The organism is Cellulosimicrobium sp. CUA-896, from assembly GCF_001942335.1.
Classification (GTDB): domain Bacteria; phylum Actinomycetota; class Actinomycetes; order Actinomycetales; family Cellulomonadaceae; genus Cellulosimicrobium.
Genome location: NZ_MKKH01000012.1, coordinates 48,920 through 68,902, shown reverse-complemented (window position 1 = coordinate 68,902; position 19,983 = coordinate 48,920). Strand labels below are relative to the sequence as shown.

Sequence of the window (19,983 nt, the reverse complement as noted above, 5' to 3'; positions counted from 1 at the left end):
CGCGGCCGGCGCGGCCGGCGCGACCGTCCCGGCGTCGGTCACCACCTCAGGCGACACCGGACACCGAGCCCGGGCCGAGGGCGGCGCGTCCGTGCCCGGCCGGGAGCCGCTCCGCGGCCTGACGCCACGTCTCCTGCAGCGGGACCACGAGCTCGAGGACCTCGTGCGTGCGGGCGATGTCGCGGTGCACGTTCGCGGCGACGAGCGCCTCGTGCATGTACAGGTAGAGGGCCATGAGGTCCTCGGCGCGTCCCAGACCGACGTGTCGAGCGAGCCCATCAGCTCGGCGACGATCGCCTGCGCGTGCAGGAGCTGCTCGGACGCGGCGGACCACCGCTCCTCCCCCTGCGCCGTCTCGGCCCGGCGCAGGTCGAGCACGAGCCGGTCGTAGAGCATGGTCAGCAGGCGGGCCGGGGACGCGGTGAGGACGGCGTCGCGGCCGTAGGCGCTGTGGGCGAGGTGGTTCACGGGTGCTCCTGGGGTGACGGAACCGGTCAGTTCGTACGCTGCTGCGGGGTCAGCGCCGCGAGCTGCCCCGTCAGCCACTGCTGCTGCGAGTCCAGCCTCGCGAGCTGGACCTCCATCGCCGTGAACTGCGCCGTCAGGCGCGCGCGGCGCTGGTCGAGGCGCAGGTCCCACCCGGCGATCTGGTCGTCGAGGCGCTTCGCGGTCGTCTCGCGGCTCTGGATGGAGGTCGTGAGCATGCCGTCGTACTTGTCGGACAGACTCTCGGCGGCGTCCTGGACCCGCGCGGCGACCTGCGAGAAGAGCGACGTCGTGCCGTCGGGGTCCTCGGCCATCGCCGCACCGAGCTTCTCGGCGTCGAACGTGATCTCGCCGTAGCGGGTGATCTCGATGCCGATGGTCGCCAACGACGTGCCGTCCACCGGGTAGGTCGTCGCGTCGAGCAGGGCCTGACGTGCCGAGCGGGCGACCGACTCGCCGGCCAGCGTCGCCCCCGACGTGCTGCCGTCGGCGCCGATCGTCACCTTCGTCTGCGCCGCGATGCGCGACAGGATGGCGGAGACCGCGTCGACGAGTCCCTTGACCGTGGCGGCGCGGGCGTCGGCGTCGTCCCCGACGGTGACCGTGACCGGGTCGGCGGACGCCTTCGCGACGGTGACGTCGACGCCGGGCAGGAGGTCCGTGAAGGTCGACGAGCTCGACGTCACCGTCTGCTCGGCGGCGGTGCCGGCCCACAGGCGCACGGAGGAGTCGGCGGCGGCCGTGACCGTCGCGGCACCCGGGGCGGCGAGCAGGTCGGTGGCCGTGCCGGCGTCCACCTCGGCCGCCGTCCCGGCGTGGAACGAGAAGGCGCTCGCCGCGCCGGTCTCCGTCGCGGTGAGCTGGAGGCGGTACAGCTTCTCCCCCGTGCCCGCGTCGGTGCCGGCCGCGACCTTGACGGCGCGCACGCCGCCGTCGGACGCGTTGATCGCGGCGACGACGTCGTCGAGCGACGTCGACGCGGCCGTGAGCTCGGTGTGGTTGCCCTCGGAGTCGGTCAGCGTGAAGCGCGTGCCCGAGGCCGCGGTCATGGTGCCCGTGACGGACTTCTGCGCGGCGCCACCCGGTCGACCACGACGTCGATGCTGCCGGCGCTCGCGCCCGCGCCGGCCGCGACGGTCACGGAGTCGGAGGTGCTCGTCCCGGTGAACAGCGCGAGGGCGTCGCTCTTGGCGAGGTCCTTCGCCGTCGTCGCGAGGGCGGCGATACGCGTGTTGAGGTCCTGGAGCGCGGAGATCTCGCTGCGCTGCGCCTTGACCTTGGACTGGAGCTGCAGCTGCGGGATCGACTCCACCTGGATGAGCTGGTCCACGATGGCGGCGGTGTCGATGTTGCTCGACAGTCCGGAGAAGGAGATGCTCACGCGGGTCGCCTCCAGGTGCGCGGTGCGGTGCGGTGCGGTGCGGTGCGGTGGGTTGGCCCGGGCGGGTGCCGGGTCAGGGCCGGGCGGTCGCCGTGGCCGTCCTGTGCGGGCCGACGGCCGGTGCGGCACCCGGCGGGCGGCGAGGAGGTCGGTCCCCGCCGTCCGCCGGACGGTCAGGGTCAGCCGAGGAGCTGGAGCACGCCCGACGTGCGCGCGTCGGCGTTGTTCGTGTCGTTCGCCGCCTGCACCGACAGGTCACGCATGCGCTGCAGGATCGACTGCGCCTCGCCGAGCGCACCCTCGGCCGTCTGCACGACCGAGATGCCGTCCTGCGCGTTGCGCGCCGCGACCGCGTAGCCGTTGACCTGCGCACGCAGGCCCTCGGCGATCGACAGACCCGCGGCGTCGTCCGCCGCACGGTTGATCCGCAGACCCGACGACAGCTTCTCGAGCGACTTGCTCTGGCTGTCCTGGGTCGTGGTGAGGTTCCGGTACGTGTTGAGTGCCGAGACGTTGGTGTTGACGCTGAAGCCCATGAGACGTCCTCCGTGAGACGGGCGGTCGGATGATCCCCCAGCCCATCCGTGGGCCGGTCACCGAGGACTCTCGGCAGCCGCCCCGCGCTCGTGCCCGCCCGGTGGGCGACGGATCGCGCCGGTGCCGGTTTTCACCCGCCCCCGCGTGCTCGGCGCGGGGCGGGCCTCAGCCGAGGAGCTGCAGGACCGACGACGGCGCCTGGTTCGCCTGCGCGAGCATCGCGGTGCCCGCCTGCGCGAGGAGCCCGAGCCGGGCGTCGTCGCGCACCTCCTTCGCGATGTCCGCGTCCCGGATCGCCGACTCGGCCGCGCGGAGGTTCTCGTGCGTCCCGCTCGCGACCCGCGCGGCGTGGTCGATCCGGTTGATCGTCGCGCCCATGCGCGAGCGCTCCTCGGAGACGCGCGCGATGGCGCGGTCGATCGCCTCGACGGCGGCCCGCGAGGTGTCGTGCGCCGCGGCCGGGTCGCCGGCCCCGGTGAGGCTGACGCCGAGCGCGCCGGTGCCGGCGACGAGCACCGGCGTCACGGCCCAGGTCACGCGCGGGAGCTGCACCGCGATCGTCGACGCGGCGTTCCCCTCCGCGCCCACCTGGAACGTGACCGTGGGCTCGCTGTGCAGCAGGAGGTCGCCGTTGAAGCTCGACTCGTTGTGCGCGCGGGCGATCTCCAGGGCGAGCGCACCGAGCTCCGCCTCGAGCGCCGCACGGGCGTCGGGGCCGTTCGTGTCGGAGGCCGCCTGCAGCGCGAGCTCGCGCATGCGGTGCAGCAGGTCGTGGATGCCGCCGAGCGCGCCGTCGGCCGTCTGGAGCATCGCGACGGCGTCCGCCGCGTTGCGCTGCGCGACGGCGCTGCCGTTCGCCTGGGCGCGCAGGCCCTCCGCGGTGGTCAGGCCCGCCGTGTCGTCCGCCGCCTCGTTGATGCGCAGCCCCGACGCGAGCCGCTCCGCGGACTCGTCCTTCGCGCGATGGGTCAGCGAGAGCTGGCGGTGGCCCGCGTTCGCAGCCACGTTCGTCACGATCGAGAAGCCCACGTCCCCACATCCCTTCGTCCTCGGCCGACGGCCGGGTGACCGGGCCGAGGACGGCCCGTCACCGCTGACTGTCGGCTCGGCGGGCGCCGTGGTGGGCCACGAGCCGCTGCGTGACGGAGGCGGGGGGTCAGGAGGCGGCGGGGACGTCCCAGGCCGCGCGCCGCGTGGCGCCGCCCGCGACCCGCTCGCCCACCTCGGCCAGGTACTCGCGGCGCCGGGCGGACAGCGGCGCGGCGGGCGCCTTCGTCTCGCGGTCGGGGTAGTGGGACTGGAGCCCCTCGCGCAGCAGCCGGACCGCCTCGATGCGCGCGTGCGACACCGTCGAGTGCCCGATCCCCAGCTCCTCCGCGAGCTCGCCGACGCTGCGGCCGGCGAAGTAGACCTGCTCGACGATGTAGCGCAGCTGCGACGGCAGGGCGGCGACCGCCTCGCGCACCACGTGCCGCTCCTCGACCGCGAGCACCTGCTCCTCCGGGCCGGGCGCGTCGAGGACGACGTGCTCGTAGGTCGCGTCCTCCATGGCGACGATCGAGCGGCCCGCGTCGTCGCGGATGGACCGCACGTCCGCGACGGCGACGCCCATGGCCTCGGCGAGCTGGGCGTCGGTGGGCTCGCGTCCGAGCGAGGCCGTGAGCGCCTGCTCCACCGCCGTGAGCTCCTTGATCCGCTTGCGGGCCGACCGCGGCGCCCAGTCCTGGGAGCGCAGCTCGTCGGCGAGCGCGCCGACGATGCGGCGGCGGGCGTAGGCGCCGAAGGGCACGCCGCGGGAGGGGTCGTAGGTGCCGGCAGCGGTCGTGAGCGCGATCGCCCCCACCGACGCGAGGTCCTCGCGCGACAGGTGGTCCGCACGAGCGCACAGGTCCGAGACGAGGAAGCCCACGAGGGCGAGGTTGTCCACGACGAGTGCGTTGCGCTCGGAGAGGTTCACGCCGGAGCTCCTTTCTGCTGGGCAAGACCCCGGTGCGGCACCGAGGAGGACGCGGTCGACGCACGCGGCGGCGACCGCGTCTGCTCCTCCCATGCGCGCGGCGCGCCCGTCAGTCGCGATCCGGCCGGGCGTGAGGTCGTCCCCCACATCCGGTCCGCGGTGGCCGACAGTGCTCCCCGAGCGGGTCTGCGCCCGCCGTCGTCGCGCACGGAAGGGAGAGGCACGTTGGGCCCTCAGGAGCTGTCGACCCTGCTGTGGCGAGAGCGCGAGCTGCTCGAGATGCTGCTGTTCAAGCTCGAGGAGGAGCAGCTGCTGCTCACCGCCGGGCGCACGCGCTGGCTCGCGCACGCCAACCGCGAGGTCGAGACCGTCGTCGAGAAGGTGCGCGAGGCCACCCTGGTGCGCACCGTCGCGTCCGAGACCGTCGCCACGTCGTGGGGCCTCGAGCCCGACGCGCCGCTGCGCGAGCTGGTCGCGGCCGCCCCGGCGGGCGGCCCGTGGCGCGAGATCTTCGAGGGGCACCTCGCGGGTCTCACCGAGCTGACCGTGCGCATCAAGACGGTCCGCGACGCCAACGCCCAGTTCGTGAACCACGCGGCGCGCTCGACGCAGGAGACGCTCGCGACGCTCGGCGGGGAGGCGCGCACGTACGACGCCACCGGCGCCGCCACGTCGCAGTCGTCGGTCGCCCACCTCTTCGACACGGTCCTGTAAGGGAGTCGCTCCGTGAGCTCGTTCGCCATCCTCAACACCGCCTTCCGGGGGCTCACCGCCGCCCAGGCGGGCATGGACGTCACCGGCCAGAACGTGTCCAACGTGAACACGGAGGGCTACACGCGCCAGCGCGTCCAGCAGTCGGCGGTCGCTCCGCTCGGCGAGATGGGCCTCGGCCGCCTCGCGCAGACCACGCGCAACGGCCAGGGCGTGAGCATCGACGGCGTCGCGCGCCTGGGCGACCTCTTCCTCGAGGCGCGCGTGCGCCAGACGGCGTCGAGCGACGGCTACTCCGGCGTGCGCGCGGACGCGTACACGGCGGTCGAGGACATCCACGGCGAGCCGTCCGACGCGGGCCTGTCCGCCGCGCTCCAGTCGTTCTGGGGCGCGTGGCAGGACGTCGCGAACTCGCCCGGCGAGGACGCGCAGGCCTGGGTCGTCATCGAGGAGGCCGGCGCGATCGTCGACCGGCTCGTGGAGGGCCGCGGCCGCGTCGAGACGGCGTGGGACCAGGCGCGCACGACCGCCGGCTCGCTCGTCTCGGAGGTCAACACCGCCGCCGGCAAGATCGCGGCGCTCAACGTCCAGATTCTCACGCGAGCGGGCAGGGCGGCTCGGTCAACGAGCTCGTCGACCAGCGCAACCTCCTCACGACCGAGCTCGCGCGCCTCGCCGGCGCGCAGACGAGCAGCAACCCGGACGGCACGGTCAACGTGCTCGTCGGGGGCAACTTCCTCGTCGACGGCAACCGGGTCAACGAGGTCCGCCTGGCCGGCTCGGCGTCGCTCGACGGCTCCGCCGGCGACCCCGTGCGGCTCGAGTGGGCGCACCGGGCCGGCGTGCCCGTCGCGCTCGAGGGCGGCGAGCTCGCCGGCCACCTGTCGGCCATGGCGCCCGCCGGGGACGGGGGCGTCTACGCGCAGGCCGCGGCCGGCTACGACGCGCTCGCCACCGAGCTCGCGACCCAGGTGAACGCCCTGCACGCCACGGCGCTCACTCCGTCGGGAGCGCCGGGCGGCGCCTTCTTCACCTTCGCCGCGGGCGAGCCGCCCGCCGCCGGGCTGCGCGTCGCGGTGACGGAGCCCGGTGGCGTCGCGACGGCCGCCGCCGGCGCGGGAGCGCTCGACGGGTCGGTCGCGGACGCCATCTCCGGTCTCGGTCTCGCGAAGGACGGCCCCGACGCGGCGTGGTCGGCGCACGTCACGCAGCTCGCCGTGCGCTCCGCGTCCGCGGGCTACGACGCGCGCCTCGCGACCACGGCGTCGACCGCGGCGTTCAACGACCTGCTGTCCCAGTCCGCCGTCTCGCTGGACGAGGAGACCGTCAACCTCATGCAGTACCAGCACGCCTACCAGGGCGCGGCGCGCGTGCTCACCGCCGTCGACGAGATGCTCGACCAGCTCATCAACCGCACCGGCCGCGTCGGCCTGTAACCCGGCCGACCGGCCCGCGAGGGGAGAACCGTGCGCATCACCAACCAGATGCAGGCGTCCTACGTCACGAGGAGCCTGCAGTCCAACCTGGCCCGGATCGCCGAGCTGCAGGAGCAGGGCACGTCCGGCCGCAAGCTCGTGCGCGCGTCGAGCGACCCGTCCTCCGCGGCGGACGCGCTCACGGTGCGCAACCAGCTCGCCACCGAGCAGCAGTACGAGCGCAACATCGCCAACGGCGACGGCTGGCTCGCGACGCTCGACACGACCCTCGGCACGGTGACGGACGTCGTGCAGAAGGTGCGCGACCTCGTGCTCCAGGGGGCGTCGGACACGGCGTCCCCCGAGGCACGCGAGGCCATCGCCGCCGAGGTCGAGGAGCTGCGCGACGAGCTGCTGCGCCAGTCCAACGCGACGTACCTGGGCCGCACCGTGTTCGCCGGCACGTCCGACGAGGGCGTCGCCTTCCGGGACGACTACACCTTCACGGGCGGCGCCGGCACCGGCGTCGAACGGCGCATCGGCGTCGACACGACCGTCCGCGTCGACATCGACGGCGCCAGCGTCTTCGGCGAGGGCGCCACCTCGGTCTTCGCGCTGCTCGACACCGTGGCGGCGGACCTGCGGGCGAACACGGGCACCGGCGGCCACCTCGCGGCCGTGGACGCGCGCCTCGACGCCGTCCTCACCCAGCACACGACCGTGGGCGCCCGCCAGAACCAGCTCGAGCGGGCCGCGGACACCAACCTCGGCACGCGCACGAGCCTCGAGACGCGCCGCGCCGGCATCGAGGACGCCGACATCGCCGAGCTCGCCATCGACCTGCAGCTCAAGCAGGTCGCGTACCAGGCGACCCTGAGCATCGGCGCCAACCTCCTCCAGCCCTCTCTCATGGACTACATCCGCTGATGACCGCCATCACCTTCGTGACCCCGCCCCCCGGGCTCGACGCCCGCCGCTTCGAGCTCCTGGCCGAGGACGACGACGGCGTCTACACGCTCGCCGCGCTCGACGCCCCGGGCGTCGAGATGCTCGTCCTCACCCCGACGCGGTGGGTGCCGGACTACGCGCCGGCCATCCCCGCCGCCGACCTCGACCGCATCGGCGCGGGCGACGAGGAGCCCGTCCTGCTCGTCGTGGCGAACGCCCGCCACGGTGCGGTGAGCGTGAACCTCGTCGCGCCCGTCCTCGTCCACCCCGATACCGGGGCCGCCGTCCAGGCGATCCTCGAGGGCCAGGGCCACGAGCTGCGCCGGGAGCTCGCACCCGCCTGATCCGCGTCCGCGCACGCACGAACGCTCGCCTCGTGGTCCGAGGCGAGCCGTTCGTGGTGTGCGGGCCGGTGGCGGCCGACGGGCGGGCTACCGCAGGACGACGGTGAGCGCTCCCCCGCCGTAGCCGGCGATCTCGACCGAGGCGTCCACGCGGCGTCCGGTGCTGCGCAGGAACGACACCGGTGCGCCCGGCAGGGCGCCGCGGGTCGAGTCGAACACCTCCGCGAGCTTGAGGTGCGGGGCGCCCTCGGCGTTGAACAGCGCGGCCGTCACGTTGAGGACCTCCCCCACGTTCTCGAGCAGGACGTCGGTGAGCGCGCCGTCGGCCACGGCGTCCTTGGCCGGCGCGGGCGGCATGAGGCCGATGGCCGCGCCGAGGTACGCGCCGAGCGGCACGTCGACGGCGACGACCGCCTCCACCTGCGCGCGGTTGCTCACGTAGGTGGCGACGATCACGCCGGGCCTCGTCTCGGGCGACATGAGCTCGTTGACGCGCTCGACCGTGCAGTCACGGCCGACCAGGCCCCCGTACAGGTCGCGCAGCTCCTTGAGCTGGGGCAGGGGCGTCGCGGTGATCACAGGAGTGCTCCTCCGGGTGGGGCGGGTGGGTCAGCGGAAGTGCGGCCGCAGGGCCGTCTCGAACGTATCGGCGTCGAACGGCTTCGCGATGAGGAACAGCGCGCCCTCGCTGTCGGCGAGCTCACGCATCTGCGGCGAGCCCTCCGACGTGACGAATCCGAACGGGACCGTCGAGCCGGCGGCGCGCAGCGAGCGCAGGACGTCGATGCCGTTCATCTCGGGCATGTTCCAGTCGGACAGCACCAGGTCGGGCTGCTCGGACTGCGCCATGGCGAGCGCCTCCGCGCCGTCACCGGCCTGGACGACGTCCCAGGCGCTGAAGCCGGCCTGGCGGAGGGTGCGGACGACGATCTGCCGCATGACGCGGCTGTCGTCGGCGACGAGGACCTTCACAGCTCTTCTCCGTTCTTCGGGGTCCACAGGGAGATGACGAGGGGGTCGCCGCGCCACAGCAGGGGCTGCTCGTGGTCGGCGGGGCGGGTGGCGGTCGGGCCGACGACGTCGACGACCGGCAGGGTCAACGACGAGCCCTCGGGCAGCATCCCCTTGAGGTTGCCGCCGACGACGTTCGCGACCTCCCCGAGCGCGTCCTGGACGTCCTCGAGCGAGACGTCCTCGTCGTCGGCCATCTGCAGCAGGGCGCGCGCCAGGCGGTCCGCGGTGGCGCGGCCCGTGACGACCAGCGCGCGGTAGTGCGCCGGCCCGACGATGTCGACCCAGGCGTGCACCGGGTCCACGACCGGCAGCGTCGCGGGCTCCGGCGTCAGCAGGCCCGGCTCGCCGTCGATCATCGCGGTGAACAGGTCTTGGGCGATCGGGACGACGCTCAGCGCGAGCGTCTCGTGGGTGTCGATCATGCGAGTTCCTTCGTCGGTAGGAGCCCGAGCATGTCGAGCTTCGCCATGAGGGCGTCGGGGGTGAACGGCTTGATGAGGTACTCGTGGGCGCCCGCAGCGAGGGCGCGCACGATCTGCCCCTGCTCCGACTCGGTCGTGACCATCATGAGCGTGAGGTCGCGCCAGTCGCGGTTCGCGCGCACGGCCTGGACGAACTCCAGCCCGTCCATGACCGGCATGTTCCAGTCGACGCACGCGAGGTCGAAGCGCTCGCCCGCCTCCAGCAGGTCGAGCGCCTCGCGCCCGTCGGCCGCCTGGGCCGTCTCGAAGCCGAGATCGTGCAGTGTCGTGGCGACGATGCGGCGCATCACACGGGCGTCGTCGATGATCAGCGCTCTCATGCGCTGCCTCCTCGGAGTCGGTAGATGGAGCCCTGCGTGACGTCGACCCGGTCCCACGAGGGGTCGACGCCGACGGTGGTCTCGGCGGCCCCCAGGACCAGGAAGCCACCGGGGCGCACCCGGCGGCGGAGCCGGGCGAGGATCGACTGCTTCGTGGGCATGTCGAAGTAGATGAGGACGTTGCGCAGGAACACGACGTCGAACTGCCCGGTGCCGGGCGGCGGGTCGAGCAGGTTGTGCTGCTGGAACGAGATGCTGCCGCGCAGCGCCGCGTCGACCTCCCACTCAGCGCCGACGCGCGTGAAGTTGCGCACGAGCATCGGCGCGGGCAGGCCGCGGTTGACCTCCAGCTGGCTGTAGCGGCCCGTGCGCGCCCGGGCGACGACCTGGGCGTTGATGTCCGTCGCGAGGATGCGGTAGCGCGCGACGTTCTCCTCGCGCAGCACCATCGCGATGCTGTACGGCTCCTGGCCGGTCGAGCACGCGGCGGACCAGACGTTGAGGTCCGTGCCCGCGACGGCCGGCAGGATGACGCGGCGCAGGGCCGTGAACGGCGAGGAGTCCCGGAACCAGGAGGTCTCGTTCGTGGTCATCGCCTCGACGACGCGCACGACCTCGACGGCCGAGCCGCCGCGCACGTAGCGCTGCACATAGCTCTCGACGGCGTCGGGGCCCTGGAGCCCCTTCTCGCGCGCGAGCGGCCCGAGCCGGGACTCGACGAGGTACTCCTTGCCGGGCGTCAGCTGGATCGCGCTGTGCTTGCGGACCAGGTCGCTCACGTAGCTGAACGACTGGGTGGAGACGGTCATGCGCGTGCTCCTTCGGTCGCGGTCGACACGGCACGGGCGACCTGGTCGAGCGGGAGGACCTGGTGGGCGTGGCCCGCGGTCGTGACGGCCCCGGGCATGCCCCACACGACCGAGGTCCGCTCGTCCTGGGCGACGACGTGGCCGCCCGCGCGGGCGATCTCGCCCGCGCCGTCCCGGCCGTCGGAGCCCATGCCGGTGAGCACGAGCGCCAGCAGGTCCCCGCCGAGCACGCGCACCGCGGAGCGGAACAGCACGTCGACGGCCGGGCGCGTGAAGTTGACGGGCGGCCCGTCGGTGAGACGCGTGGCGAGGTGCGCGCCCTCGCGGACGACCTCGAGGTGGCGCCCGCCCGGGGCCAGGTAGGCGTGGCCGGGCTGCAGCACCTCTCCCCCGGCCGACTCGACGACGCGGGTCGCGCCCTCGCGGTCGAGCCGTTCGGCGAGCTGACGCGTGAACACCGGCGGCATGTGCTGGACGAGGAGCATCGGCACGGGCAACGGCCGGCGCAGCGCCGACAGGACGACGCGCAGCGCCTCGGGGCCGCCGGTGGACGAGCCCACCACGACCGCACGGACCGGCTTGACCGGCGCCGGCCGGCCTCCCGTGCGCGGCGGCCCCGCCGCGGCCGACGTCGGCGCCGCGGGGGCCGCCGAGGCCCGGGTCGCCCGGGGGACGAGCGCCTTGATCTTCGGCACGAGCTCGAGGCCGACCCGCTCGAGGGCGGTCTGCACCGAGCCGGCGCCGCTCGGCTTCGTGACGTAGTCGGTGGCGCCGGCCGTCAGCGCGTCGAGCGTCGCGGCGGCGCCGCGCTCCGTCAGCGTCGAGAACATGATGACGGGCATGCGCCGCCCGGCCGCGCGGAGCGCGCGCACGGTCTCGATCCCGTTCATCGTCGGCATCTCGATGTCGAGCGTCACGACGTCCGGGTCGAGCTGCTCGACCTTCGCCAGCGCGAGACGGCCGTCCGCCGCGGTGCCGACGACGGTGATGTCGGGGTCCCGCTCGAGGGTCTGCGAGACGAGGCGCCGGATGACGACGGAGTCGTCGACCACGAGGACGCGGATCATCCTCGGCCTCCTTCGGTGCCGTGCACGGCGGCGGGGTGCGCCGTGCGGGGGGTGGGGGTCGTGCGGGTCACGGTCGAGGCGTCAGAGCCGGAACCGGGAGACGCGGGCCCGCAGCTCCTCGGAGACGTGCGCGAGCTCGCCGACCGCGGCGCTCATCTGCTCCATGGTCCGGGCGTTCTCCTGGCGCCCGAGGCGATCCCGGTGATGTTCCCGGCGATCTCGCTGGCCCCGGTGGCGGACTCCTGGACGCCGCGCGACATCTCGGTCGTCGTCGCGCTCTGCTCCTCCACCGCCGAGGCGATGGTCAGCTGGTAGTCGTTGATCTGCCCGATGATCTGCGTGATCTCCGCGATCGCACCCACGGCACCCTCGGTGTCGCCCTGGATCGCCTCCACCCGACGCGCGATGTCCTCGGTCGCCTTCGCCGTCTCCTGCGCCAGCTCCTTGACCTCGCTCGCCACCACCGCGAACCCCTTGCCGGCCTCCCCGCGCGCGCCGCCTCGATCGTCGCGTTCAGCGCCAGCAGGTTCGTCTGCTCCGCGATCGAGGTGATCACCTTGATCACGTTCCCGATCTCCTGCGACGACGACCCGAGCTTCTGCACCGTCTCGTTCGTCACCGCCGCCTGCTCCGTCGCCAGGTTCGCGACCTTCGCCGCCTCGTTCGAGTTCTGCGCGATCTCCCGGATCGACGCCCCCATCTCCTCGGCACCCGCAGCCACCGTCCGCACGTTCTGCGACACCTGCTCCGCCGCCGACGCGACCGCGTCCGACTGCGCGGACGACCGTTCCGTCGTCGCGACGAGCTGCGTCGTGGACGCCGCCAGCTCCTCCGCGCTCGCGGCCACCGCGGAGGTCACCTCGTTGACGCTGCCGATCGTGGCGCGCAGGGAGGCGATCGAGCCGGCGAGGCTGTCGGTCATCCGGCCCAGCTCGTCCCGGGAGTCGGCCTGCGGCCGGACGGTGAGGTCGCCGGCGCCGAGGGCGTCGACGGCCGTGCCGATGCTCCGGACGTTGCGCATGATCCGACGCACGACGACGAGCGCGAGCCCGAACCCGGCGACGAGACCGGCGACGAGGATGACGAGGATGAGGCGTTCCGTGCCGAGCGCGAGGGCGGCGACCTCGTCGTTCGCCTCCGCCGCGGACTGCGCCTGCAGCTCCGTGAGCGCGGTGAGCGAGTCGTTGACGATGTCGGACAGCGGCTGCATCGTCTCGTCGTAGTAGCGCTCGATGACGGCGCGGTCGCCGCCGCGCACGACGTCGAGCCAGTCGCCGCGCACCGTCGCGCCGTAGTTCGTCACGGCGGCCACGGCCGCGTCGACGGCCGCCGGGTCGGCCGCCACGGGCCGCAGCGTCTCGAGCAGGTCCGTCGCGTCCGTCGTGAAGGTCTCGATCTCCGCGACCGCGAGGTCGAGCCGCCCGGGAGACAGCATCCCCATCGCGGCCGTGCGCGCCCGCGCACCCTGGTACATGCGGTGCGCCGCGGCGAAGTCGACCATCGGCTCGACGCGCTGCTGGTACACCCGTTCCTGCTCGGCGGCGAGGTTGCCCACCTGGCCCGCGCCCACGACGCCGATGGCGGCCGCGGCGACGGCCATCACGCCGACGGCGGAGAGGACCTTGGTGCGGATGGACAGGTCGCGCAGGCGACGCGTCCGGGTACGGGTGCTCATGACGGTGTCCTTCGGTCAGTGGTGCGTGGAGGTCCTTCGGTGGGTTGCCGCGTGGTCCTCGGAGTCGGGTGCTCCGAGGTCGGACGGCGGCTGCCGGTGGGGGCCGGCAGCCGCCGCCCTGGTCTGGGGGACCGCCGGGGTCAGTAGGCGAACTGGGCCGCGCGGGCGCGCAGCTCGGCCGACATGCGGGCGAGCTCGCCCACGGCCCCGTTGATCTGGTCGAGCGCCGCCGTGTTGGACGACGCCGCCGTCGCGATCCCGGTGATCGTGTCGGCGATCTCCCCGGCACCGGTCGCGGACTCCTGGACGCCGCGCGACATCTCCGTCGTCGTCGCGGTCTGCTCCTCCACCGCCGAGGCGATGGTCAGCTGGTAGTCGTTGATCTGGCCGATGATGTCCGCGATCTCCCCGATCGCGTCCACCGCGCTCGCCGTGTCGCCCTGGATCGCCTCGACCCGGCGCGCGATGTCCTCGGTCGCCTTCGCCGTCTCCTGCGCCAGCTCCTTGACCTCGCTCGCCACGACCGCGAAGCCCTTGCCGGCCTCCCCGCGCGCGCCGCCTCGATCGTCGCGTTCAGCGCCAGCAGGTTCGTCTGCTCCGCGATCGAGGTGATCACCTTGATCACGTCACCGATCTCCTGCGAGGACGTGCCGAGCTTCTGCACCGTCTCGTTCGTCGCCGCCGCGCGGTCGGTCGCCTTGTTCGCGACCTTCGCCGCCTCGTTCGAGTTCTGCGCGATCTCCCGGATCGACGCGCCCATCTGCTCGGCACCCGCCGCGACCGTCTGCACGTTCTGCGACACCTGCTCCGCCGCCGACGCCACCGCGCCCGACCGCGTCGCGGCCTCCGTCGTGCTCGCCGAGAACTGCTGGCTCGTCGCCGACAGCTGCTCCGCCGCCGCCGCGACCGCCTCCGACGTCCCCGCGACCTCACCGATGATGCCGCGCAGGTTCGTCTGCGCCGTCGTCAGGGACACGGCCATCTGCCCCAGCTCGTCCCGGCTGTCCACGTCCGCCGGCACCGTGAGGTCACCGGCGGCGAGGGCGTCCAGCGACCCCCGGACCTTGTCGGCCGACCGCCGGATCGAGTTCGCGACGCGGACGCCGAGCAGCAGCGACAGCACCAGGCCCGCGGCCGACAGCACGATCATGAGGAGGAACGTCCGCGACGACTCGGCAGCCGCGTCGTCCGCGACCGTGCCGAGGTAGTCGTACACGCCGGCACCGGACGCTCCGAGCGCCGCGCGGTACGTCGCGATGATCTCGTCGTTCTGCGCCTGGAGCTCCGGCGAGACCCCGCCCGCGTCGACCGCGGGCATGAGCGACGCGTCGCGGAACGCGACCCACTCGGCCCACGAGGCCTTGAACTCGTTCCAGTTCGGCTCGTCGACGCCCGCGGCCTCGAGCACCGCGTCGATCGCCGCCGACTGCTCCGCGACCAGCGCGTCGGTCGCATCCATCTGGGCGACGACCGCGGCGCGCGCCTCGCCCTGGACGAGCGGGTACTGGTAGGTCAGCCGCCAGGCCTCCTGCGTGTCGTGGTCGACCTGCGCGTTGCTGCGCAGGAGCGAGTTGGCGACGTCGGTGACCGAGGCCGTGCTGGCCGCCAGCGAGCGCAGGCTCGTCAGCGCGAACCCGACGATCAGGACCAGCACGGTGGCGAGGACGCCGAGCGCGACGAGCACCTTGGTGCGGACCGAGAGGTCGGCGAAGCGGCGACGCCGGCGGGTCGCCGTGCGGGGGGACGTGTCGTGGGTGGACATGGGGGTACTCCTCAGGAACGGAAGAACGTGCGGGAAGAAGGGAAGGTGCGGCTCAGGAGGCCGCGGCGTCGACGTCGAGCGCGAGGAGCAGCCGCTGGGGCAGCTTGTACGCGCCGAGGATGACCGCCTGGAGCTCGTCGGTGAGCGTCTGCGGCGGTGCCTCGAACTGCTCGGCGTCGACCTCGAGGACGTCGCCGATCTGGTCGACGAGCAGGCTCACGGTCTCGTCGCCGACGAAGACGACGACCATCATCTGGTCCTCGTCCCGGGCGGGCATGCCCAGCCGGCGGCGCAGGTCCACCGAGAGGACGACCTGCCCGCGCAGGTTGACGAGGCCGGCGACGTCGTCGGGTGCGAGCGGGACCCGGGTGCGCGTCCCGCCGGGGAGCACCTCCTGGACCCGGTCGACCGGGATGCCGCAGAGGCGGTCGTCGAGCGTGAACGTCACGAGCTGGGTGGTCATCGTGCACCTGCCAGGGTCAGGCCGGAACCGGCCAGCGGGTCGTGGAGGTCCTCCACGCCGTCGAGCTCGGAGAGGTCACCGGCCTCGACGTCGTCGAAGAACCCGGGGTCGGCCGCCTGGACGGCGCTGCGCACGTCGAGCAGCTCGGTCACCCGGTCCTTGAGCACCGTCGAGCCGAGGAGCCCGTGGTCGTCGATGTCGCTGTGACGACGCGCGTCGTCCTCGACGATGTCGACGATCTCGGTGACGGCCATCGCGATGCTCCGGCCGCCGCGCGTGTACACGACGACGTCGAGCTCGTCCGCCGGAAGGCCGCTGCTCGCGCCGAGCAGCTGGTCGAGCCGCACGAGCGGCAGCAGCGCGCCGCGGTACTGGAGCACCTCGCGCGCGCCGACCCGCTCGATGGTCTCGGCGCGGATGCGCTCGAGCCGCGTGACCGCGGACAGCGGGATCGCGACCCGACGCTCCCCCGCCCCGACGACGAGCGTCTGCTCGGTCGCGGTGAGCTCGTCGGCGGCCTCCTGGACGTGCGCCCGCGCGAGGCTCGCCGCCTCGGCCGACAGCACGCGCCGGGCGATCGCCTGGAGGTCGAGGATGAGCGCGACACCGCCGTCCCCGAGGACCGTCGCCCCGGAGTACATGCCGATCTGCTTGAGACGGCTGGCGATCGCCTTGACGACGATCTCCTCCATGTTGAGGACCCGGTCCACGATGACGCCGAAGCGCTGCTCGTCGGCCTCGACGACGGCGATGACGCGGCCCTCGGCCTCCTGCTCCAGCCCGAGCACCTCGGCCAGCGAGATCAGCGGCAGGAGGGTCCCGCGCAGCCGGAAGACCGGCGCGGTGCCGACGTGCTCGATCTCGCCGTGCTGGTCGCCCAGCGCCACGAGCTCCAGCAGGCTCACCTGCGGGATCGCGTACACGGAGCCGCAGCACGTCACCGTGAGCGCAGGCATGATCGCGAGCGTCAGCGGGATGCGCATGCGCCACGTGGTGCCGGTCCCCACCGCGGACTCGACGTCGACGGACCCGCCGATGGCCTCGATGTTGGTGCGCACGACGTCCATGCCGACGCCGCGGCCGGACACGTTGGTGACCTTGGCGGCCGTCGAGAACCCGGGCAGGAACAGCAGGTCGAGCAGCTCGGGCGGCGTCATGGCGGCGACGTCCGCCGCCGTGCGCAGGCCCTTGCTCACCGCCGTGCGCCCGACCTTCTCGGGGTCGATACCGGCCCCGTCGTCGGTGATCTCGACGACGACCTGGCCGTTCGAGTGGTAGGCGCGCAGCGTCACGAGGCCCTGGGCGCGCTTGCCCGCGGCGACCCGCACCTCCGGAGCCTCGATGCCGTGGTCGACCGCGTTGCGCACCAGGTGCGTCAGCGGGTCCTTCACGGCCTCGAGCAGCGAGCGGTCGAGCTCGGTGTCGCCGCCGACCATCTCGATGCGCACGTCGCGCCCCAGCATCTTGGCGAGGTCGCGCACGACGCGCGGCATCTTCGACCACAGGTGCTCGATCGGCTGCATGCGCGTCTTCATGACGCCCTCCTGCAGCTCCGAGGCGATGAGGCTCAGCCGCTGGGCGGACCGCTTGGTGTCCTGGTCCTCCCCCTCGCCGGCGATGCGGTCGATCTGGTTGCGCACGAGCACGAGCTCGCCGACCTGGCGCATGAGCGTGTCGAGCAGGTCCACGTCGACGCGGATCGAGCCCTCGGCGGCGTTGCGCTGGTGCGTCTCGGTCTCCTCGGCGCGCGGTCCCGTCGTCGGCGCCGGCACCGCGGGCGGCGCGGCGGCCTCCGGGGCCGGGGCGGGCACCGGTTCGGGGGCGGGCACCGGCTCTGCGGGCACCTCGGCCGTGGCCACCGCGTCGGCGGCCGAGACCGCGTCGACCGCCTCGGCCGGGTCCTCGTCGACCGGTGCGGCGGCGTCCCCGGTGGCCTCGTCCGAGTCCGGGCTCGCGGCCCGTGGCCCTGCGCCCTCGACGGCGCGGCCCTCCTGGACGGCCACGATCTGCTCGACCATCGGCTCGACGTCGAGGTCGTCGCCGGCTCCCGACTCGACCCGGGCCAGGATCGCCCGGAGCGTGTCGACGAGCGCGAGCAGCACGTCGGCCGTCGGCTGGTCCATGTCCCGCTTGCCGTCGCGCAGCTCCGACAGCAGCGACTCGCCCACGTGGGACACGCGCTCCAGGTTGCCGAACCCGAGGAACCCGCTCGTGCCCTTGATCGTGTGCACCGTGCGGAAGATGCTGCTGAGCAGCGTGCGCGACGACGGGTCGCTCTCGAGCGCCACGAGGTCCTGGTCGAGCTGGTCGAGGTTCTCGTACGACTCGACCAGGAACTCGTGAACGATCTCGTCCATCTCGTCCACGGCAACCTCCCCCTGCCATCACTGGCGTCTTCGTCCGTCGCCGGCTCCGGCGAACGGTCCCCGGAGCTCCCTCCTGGTGCTCCGGCGATCTCCCGCCGCGTACGGGGGGCGATCACCGGGCACTGTCGGCGGGTCGGCGGGGTTCGTGGGGGGTCGAGCGGGTGGTTTCCGGGACTACGCGGGGTGCTCCGTGGCGCCCCACGACACGGCGTAGCCGCGCGCGTCGAGCGTCGCCTCGTGGGTGCGGAAGTGCTCGGCGCACAGCAGGAGCTCGCCGCGCTCGCGACGCGCACGTGGACGCAGGCCCACGTGCCGCAGGCGTCGCAGCGGTGCTGCCACGCGGGGGGCACGGGCACGACGGGCGCAGGGCCTGCGGGGTGCCCGGCGTCGTCCCCGTCGCTCCGGCGCACGACGCCGACGACCTCCCAGGGCCGCCGCAGCGCCCTCACGCGGCGGTGGCCTTCTGCGCCGCGCGGTTGACGAGGCCGGCGGCCTCACCACGGGTCATGCCCTGCACGACGAGCTCGTCGACCAGGGAGGCGATCTGCTCGTGCACGTCGACCGGCGTCAGCGGCTTGCCGGACCGGCGGCGGGCGAGCTCCTTGGTGAGGGGCGCACAGCGCTCCGCGACGGTCTTCGCCCGCGTGCGCGCGGGAATGGCGGGGCCCATGGGATCTCCTCTCGTGGCCTCGGCGGACGAGGCTCTCGACGTTCGGTGTCCCTATGCAGACGGAGCGCCCCTCTCCCGGCGCGGACGGCGGGTGAGGGGCGCTCCGGGAAGCGCTGCGGCGCGCTGCTAGACGGCTGCGCGCACAGCCGCCGGGCCGGCCTCCGTGCGCTTCGCGCTCGTGCCCTGACGGGCGGTCGCGACGAGCTCCGCGAGCGTCCCACGCACCTGCGCGGGCGTGCGTCCGAGCGGGGTGCCGGGAAGCGCGGCCGCTGCGGCGAGCGACCGCAGGTACCGCACGGAGTCCCGCGTCGACTCGCCCGCCCCGCGGTCCGGGTCCCAGGCGGAGCGCGCCTCGTGCTCGTGCTCGAGGAACACGGCGGTGAGGTCCGTCACCCAGGCGCCGTCGACCTTGCAGCCGGCGACGGCCCGCTTCACGGCGACGCGCGTGCGCGACACCGCGGGACGGCCCGGCCGTGCGCGGTCGGCGAGGACGTCGCGCACGAGCAGGTCCGCGATCTTCTCGCCGTACTCGTGCTCCGCGACGGTCTCGAGCTCGGCGTCGTCGAAGGCCGCCCAGAGCCGGCCGAGCGCCTCGGTGCGGCGGCACGGCGGCGTCCGGTGGCGGGCGAGGACGGACCGCAGCGCGATGGCGGGGTCCTCCTCGACCCACGCGAGCATGCGCGTGCGCACCTCCGGGTCGAGCGGCCGCGCCAGCTCCGGCAGGTCGAACGCGTCCCGGATCGCCGACGCGTCGATGTGGGTCCGCAGGACGCCGCGCTGCCGTGCCGCCGCGCTGCCGTGCGCGTCGTAGAGCCGGTCGAGGCGCTCGTTGCGCCCCGCGTCGAGCACCTCGGCGGCCGGGTCGGGCACGACGGGCAGCTCGTGGACGAGGCCGGCGAGGCGACCGTCGGCGTCGATGGTGCCCTCGAGGAGCTCGGTCGAGACGATCTGGCCGACCTTGCGCGCGGAGCGCACGCTGCGCAGGAGCGTGCGGTGCATGAGCGTGTAGTCGCCGAGCGCCTGCCGGATCGAGCCGGCCGCGCTCGCGCCGTCCGCGAAGACCTCGAGGTCGAAGAACTTCGTGCCGTTGCGGCCGGTGGAGTCGCCCTCCGCACCGTCGACGCTCGGCAGGTCGAGGATCTTGCGCGTGTAGAAGTCCACCGCCGCCTCGACCATGTCGTCGTGGAGGAAGCGCGCGATGTTGTGCCGGTGGCAGTAGCGCAGCGTCTCCGCCCGCACGATGCCCGTGCGGAAGGTCGCCTCGTAGATCCTCATGCGCGCCTCGCGCTCGGCGAGGGTCCCGGCGCGCACGCGGAGCGCGAGCTCCGTCGTCGTGCGGTCGAGCTCGTCGCTCGCACGGTCGTGCAGCGGGCGGACCACGGCGGTGTCGGTGGCGGCGGACACGATCTCCATGTCATGGGTGTGTGCGGCGCCACCACGAAAACGGAGCGCTCGCAGCCCGAGAATTGTGTGACGTCGGTCACACCGCGTCATCGCGGCGCCGACGGCCTCGTCTTCCTCTGGCGAGCAGGCTGGCCGTCGCGAGGACGGCATAGGCCCGTCCGACGACATCGCG

At 73.7% G+C, this 19,983-nt stretch carries 21 protein-coding genes and 4 pseudogenes; 5 read left to right on the top strand and 20 right to left on the bottom strand.

Translation table 11 applies throughout. From position 1 onward, the window contains the following. Window positions 1-46: 46 nt before the first annotated feature. The 7 genes and pseudogenes from BJF88_RS21365 to BJF88_RS05780 form a co-directional block, all read right to left on the bottom strand. Entirely contained in the window at window positions 47-217 is a 171-nt protein-coding gene (locus BJF88_RS21365) for a hypothetical protein (RefSeq protein WP_255371798.1), read from the bottom strand. A 95-nt stretch (window positions 218-312) separates the two neighbouring features. Then, window positions 313-396: pseudogene (locus BJF88_RS21360) on the bottom strand (flagellar export chaperone FliS); the annotation flags it as partial. A gap of 98 nt (window positions 397-494) precedes the next feature. Beyond that, window positions 495-1,535: a flagellar filament capping protein FliD gene (gene fliD, locus BJF88_RS05795; protein ID WP_083648899.1), complete on the bottom strand. Its 1,041-nt coding sequence runs from the start codon at window positions 1,533-1,535 to the stop codon at window positions 495-497. Continuing rightward, on the bottom strand, window positions 1,532-1,867 hold the full coding sequence (locus BJF88_RS19475) for a flagellar cap protein FliD N-terminal domain-containing protein (protein WP_158068885.1): 336 nt from the start codon (window positions 1,865-1,867) through the stop codon (window positions 1,532-1,534). Before BJF88_RS19475 ends, fliD begins: the two co-directional genes overlap by 4 nt. Before the next feature lie 209 nt (window positions 1,868-2,076). Beyond that, window positions 2,077-2,403, bottom strand: a pseudogene (locus BJF88_RS05790) (flagellin); the annotation flags it as partial. Window positions 2,404-2,569: 166 nt separating this feature from the next. Beyond that, entirely contained in the window at window positions 2,570-3,409 is an 840-nt protein-coding gene (locus BJF88_RS05785) for a flagellin (RefSeq protein ID WP_158068884.1), read from the bottom strand. Between the two features lie 151 nt (window positions 3,410-3,560). Continuing rightward, window positions 3,561-4,361 (bottom strand): sigma-70 family RNA polymerase sigma factor, encoded by an 801-nt coding sequence (locus BJF88_RS05780; protein ID WP_075828101.1) that lies wholly within the window; start codon window positions 4,359-4,361, stop codon window positions 3,561-3,563. A gap of 225 nt (window positions 4,362-4,586) precedes the next feature. On the opposite strand from BJF88_RS05780, the gene BJF88_RS05775 reads away from it, so the two are divergent. The 5 genes from BJF88_RS05775 to fliW are packed head-to-tail and all read left to right on the top strand — an operon-like array spanning window position 4,587 to window position 7,779. Next, window positions 4,587-5,075, top strand: a complete 489-nt coding sequence (locus BJF88_RS05775) for a flagellar protein FlgN (protein WP_139315924.1) — start codon at window positions 4,587-4,589, stop codon at window positions 5,073-5,075. Window positions 5,076-5,087: 12 nt separating this feature from the next. Beyond that, window positions 5,088-6,047, top strand: a complete 960-nt coding sequence (locus tag BJF88_RS05770) for a flagellar hook-associated protein FlgK (protein WP_255371794.1) — start codon at window positions 5,088-5,090, stop codon at window positions 6,045-6,047. Then, complete coding sequence (locus BJF88_RS21355) at window positions 5,963-6,508, top strand: flagellar basal body rod C-terminal domain-containing protein (protein ID WP_255371793.1); 546 nt, start codon at window positions 5,963-5,965, stop codon at window positions 6,506-6,508. Before BJF88_RS05770 ends, BJF88_RS21355 begins: the two co-directional genes overlap by 85 nt. 30 nt (window positions 6,509-6,538) lie before the next feature. Beyond that, the gene (flgL, locus tag BJF88_RS05765) at window positions 6,539-7,414 is read left to right on the top strand and encodes a flagellar hook-associated protein FlgL (protein ID WP_083648896.1); all 876 of its coding nucleotides are present in this window, start codon (window positions 6,539-6,541) and stop codon (window positions 7,412-7,414) included. Beyond that, window positions 7,414-7,779, top strand: coding sequence for a flagellar assembly protein FliW (fliW, locus tag BJF88_RS05760; protein ID WP_075828100.1), 366 nt, complete (start codon window positions 7,414-7,416; stop codon window positions 7,777-7,779). The genes flgL and fliW overlap by 1 nt, the downstream gene beginning before the upstream one ends. An 87-nt stretch (window positions 7,780-7,866) precedes the next feature. On the opposite strand, the gene BJF88_RS05755 is transcribed toward fliW, so the two are convergent. From BJF88_RS05755 to BJF88_RS05700, 13 genes and pseudogenes are all read right to left on the bottom strand, one after another. Then, complete coding sequence (locus BJF88_RS05755; RefSeq protein ID WP_083648895.1) at window positions 7,867-8,358, bottom strand: hypothetical protein; 492 nt, start codon at window positions 8,356-8,358, stop codon at window positions 7,867-7,869. A gap of 30 nt (window positions 8,359-8,388) precedes the next feature. Then, a complete protein-coding gene (locus tag BJF88_RS05750) occupies window positions 8,389-8,751 on the bottom strand; it encodes a response regulator (RefSeq protein ID WP_075828099.1) in 363 nt (120 codons plus the stop codon). Continuing rightward, complete coding sequence (locus BJF88_RS05745; protein ID WP_075828098.1) at window positions 8,748-9,215, bottom strand: chemotaxis protein CheX; 468 nt, start codon at window positions 9,213-9,215, stop codon at window positions 8,748-8,750. The genes BJF88_RS05750 and BJF88_RS05745 overlap by 4 nt, the downstream gene beginning before the upstream one ends. Beyond that, complete coding sequence (locus tag BJF88_RS05740; RefSeq protein ID WP_075828097.1) at window positions 9,212-9,595, bottom strand: response regulator; 384 nt, start codon at window positions 9,593-9,595, stop codon at window positions 9,212-9,214. The genes BJF88_RS05745 and BJF88_RS05740 overlap by 4 nt, the downstream gene beginning before the upstream one ends. Beyond that, a complete protein-coding gene (locus BJF88_RS05735; RefSeq protein ID WP_075828096.1) occupies window positions 9,592-10,404 on the bottom strand; it encodes a protein-glutamate O-methyltransferase CheR in 813 nt (270 codons plus the stop codon). Before BJF88_RS05735 ends, BJF88_RS05740 begins: the two co-directional genes overlap by 4 nt. Continuing rightward, window positions 10,401-11,471 (bottom strand): chemotaxis response regulator protein-glutamate methylesterase, encoded by a 1,071-nt coding sequence (locus BJF88_RS05730; protein WP_075828095.1) that lies wholly within the window; start codon window positions 11,469-11,471, stop codon window positions 10,401-10,403. The genes BJF88_RS05735 and BJF88_RS05730 overlap by 4 nt, the downstream gene beginning before the upstream one ends. A 152-nt stretch (window positions 11,472-11,623) precedes the next feature. Then, window positions 11,624-13,071: pseudogene (locus BJF88_RS05725) on the bottom strand (methyl-accepting chemotaxis protein). Between the two features lie 215 nt (window positions 13,072-13,286). Beyond that, window positions 13,287-14,296, bottom strand: a pseudogene (locus BJF88_RS23120) (methyl-accepting chemotaxis protein). A 664-nt stretch (window positions 14,297-14,960) separates the two neighbouring features. Further along, complete coding sequence (locus tag BJF88_RS05715) at window positions 14,961-15,371, bottom strand: chemotaxis protein CheW (RefSeq protein ID WP_075828094.1); 411 nt, start codon at window positions 15,369-15,371, stop codon at window positions 14,961-14,963. Continuing rightward, window positions 15,368-17,728 carry a chemotaxis protein CheA gene (locus BJF88_RS05710; RefSeq protein WP_255371791.1) on the bottom strand — a complete coding sequence of 787 codons (2,361 nt, stop codon included), beginning with the start codon at window positions 17,726-17,728 and terminating at the stop codon, window positions 15,368-15,370. Before BJF88_RS05710 ends, BJF88_RS05715 begins: the two co-directional genes overlap by 4 nt. A 183-nt stretch (window positions 17,729-17,911) precedes the next feature. Further along, on the bottom strand, window positions 17,912-18,046 hold the full coding sequence (locus tag BJF88_RS21345; RefSeq protein WP_255371790.1) for a hypothetical protein: 135 nt from the start codon (window positions 18,044-18,046) through the stop codon (window positions 17,912-17,914). A gap of 136 nt (window positions 18,047-18,182) precedes the next feature. Then, window positions 18,183-18,407: a hypothetical protein gene (locus BJF88_RS05705; protein ID WP_075828092.1), complete on the bottom strand. Its 225-nt coding sequence runs from the start codon at window positions 18,405-18,407 to the stop codon at window positions 18,183-18,185. A 126-nt stretch (window positions 18,408-18,533) separates the two neighbouring features. Continuing rightward, window positions 18,534-19,811 carry a hypothetical protein gene (locus tag BJF88_RS05700; protein ID WP_158068883.1) on the bottom strand — a complete coding sequence of 426 codons (1,278 nt, stop codon included), beginning with the start codon at window positions 19,809-19,811 and terminating at the stop codon, window positions 18,534-18,536. Between the last annotated feature and the right edge of the window lie 172 nt (window positions 19,812-19,983).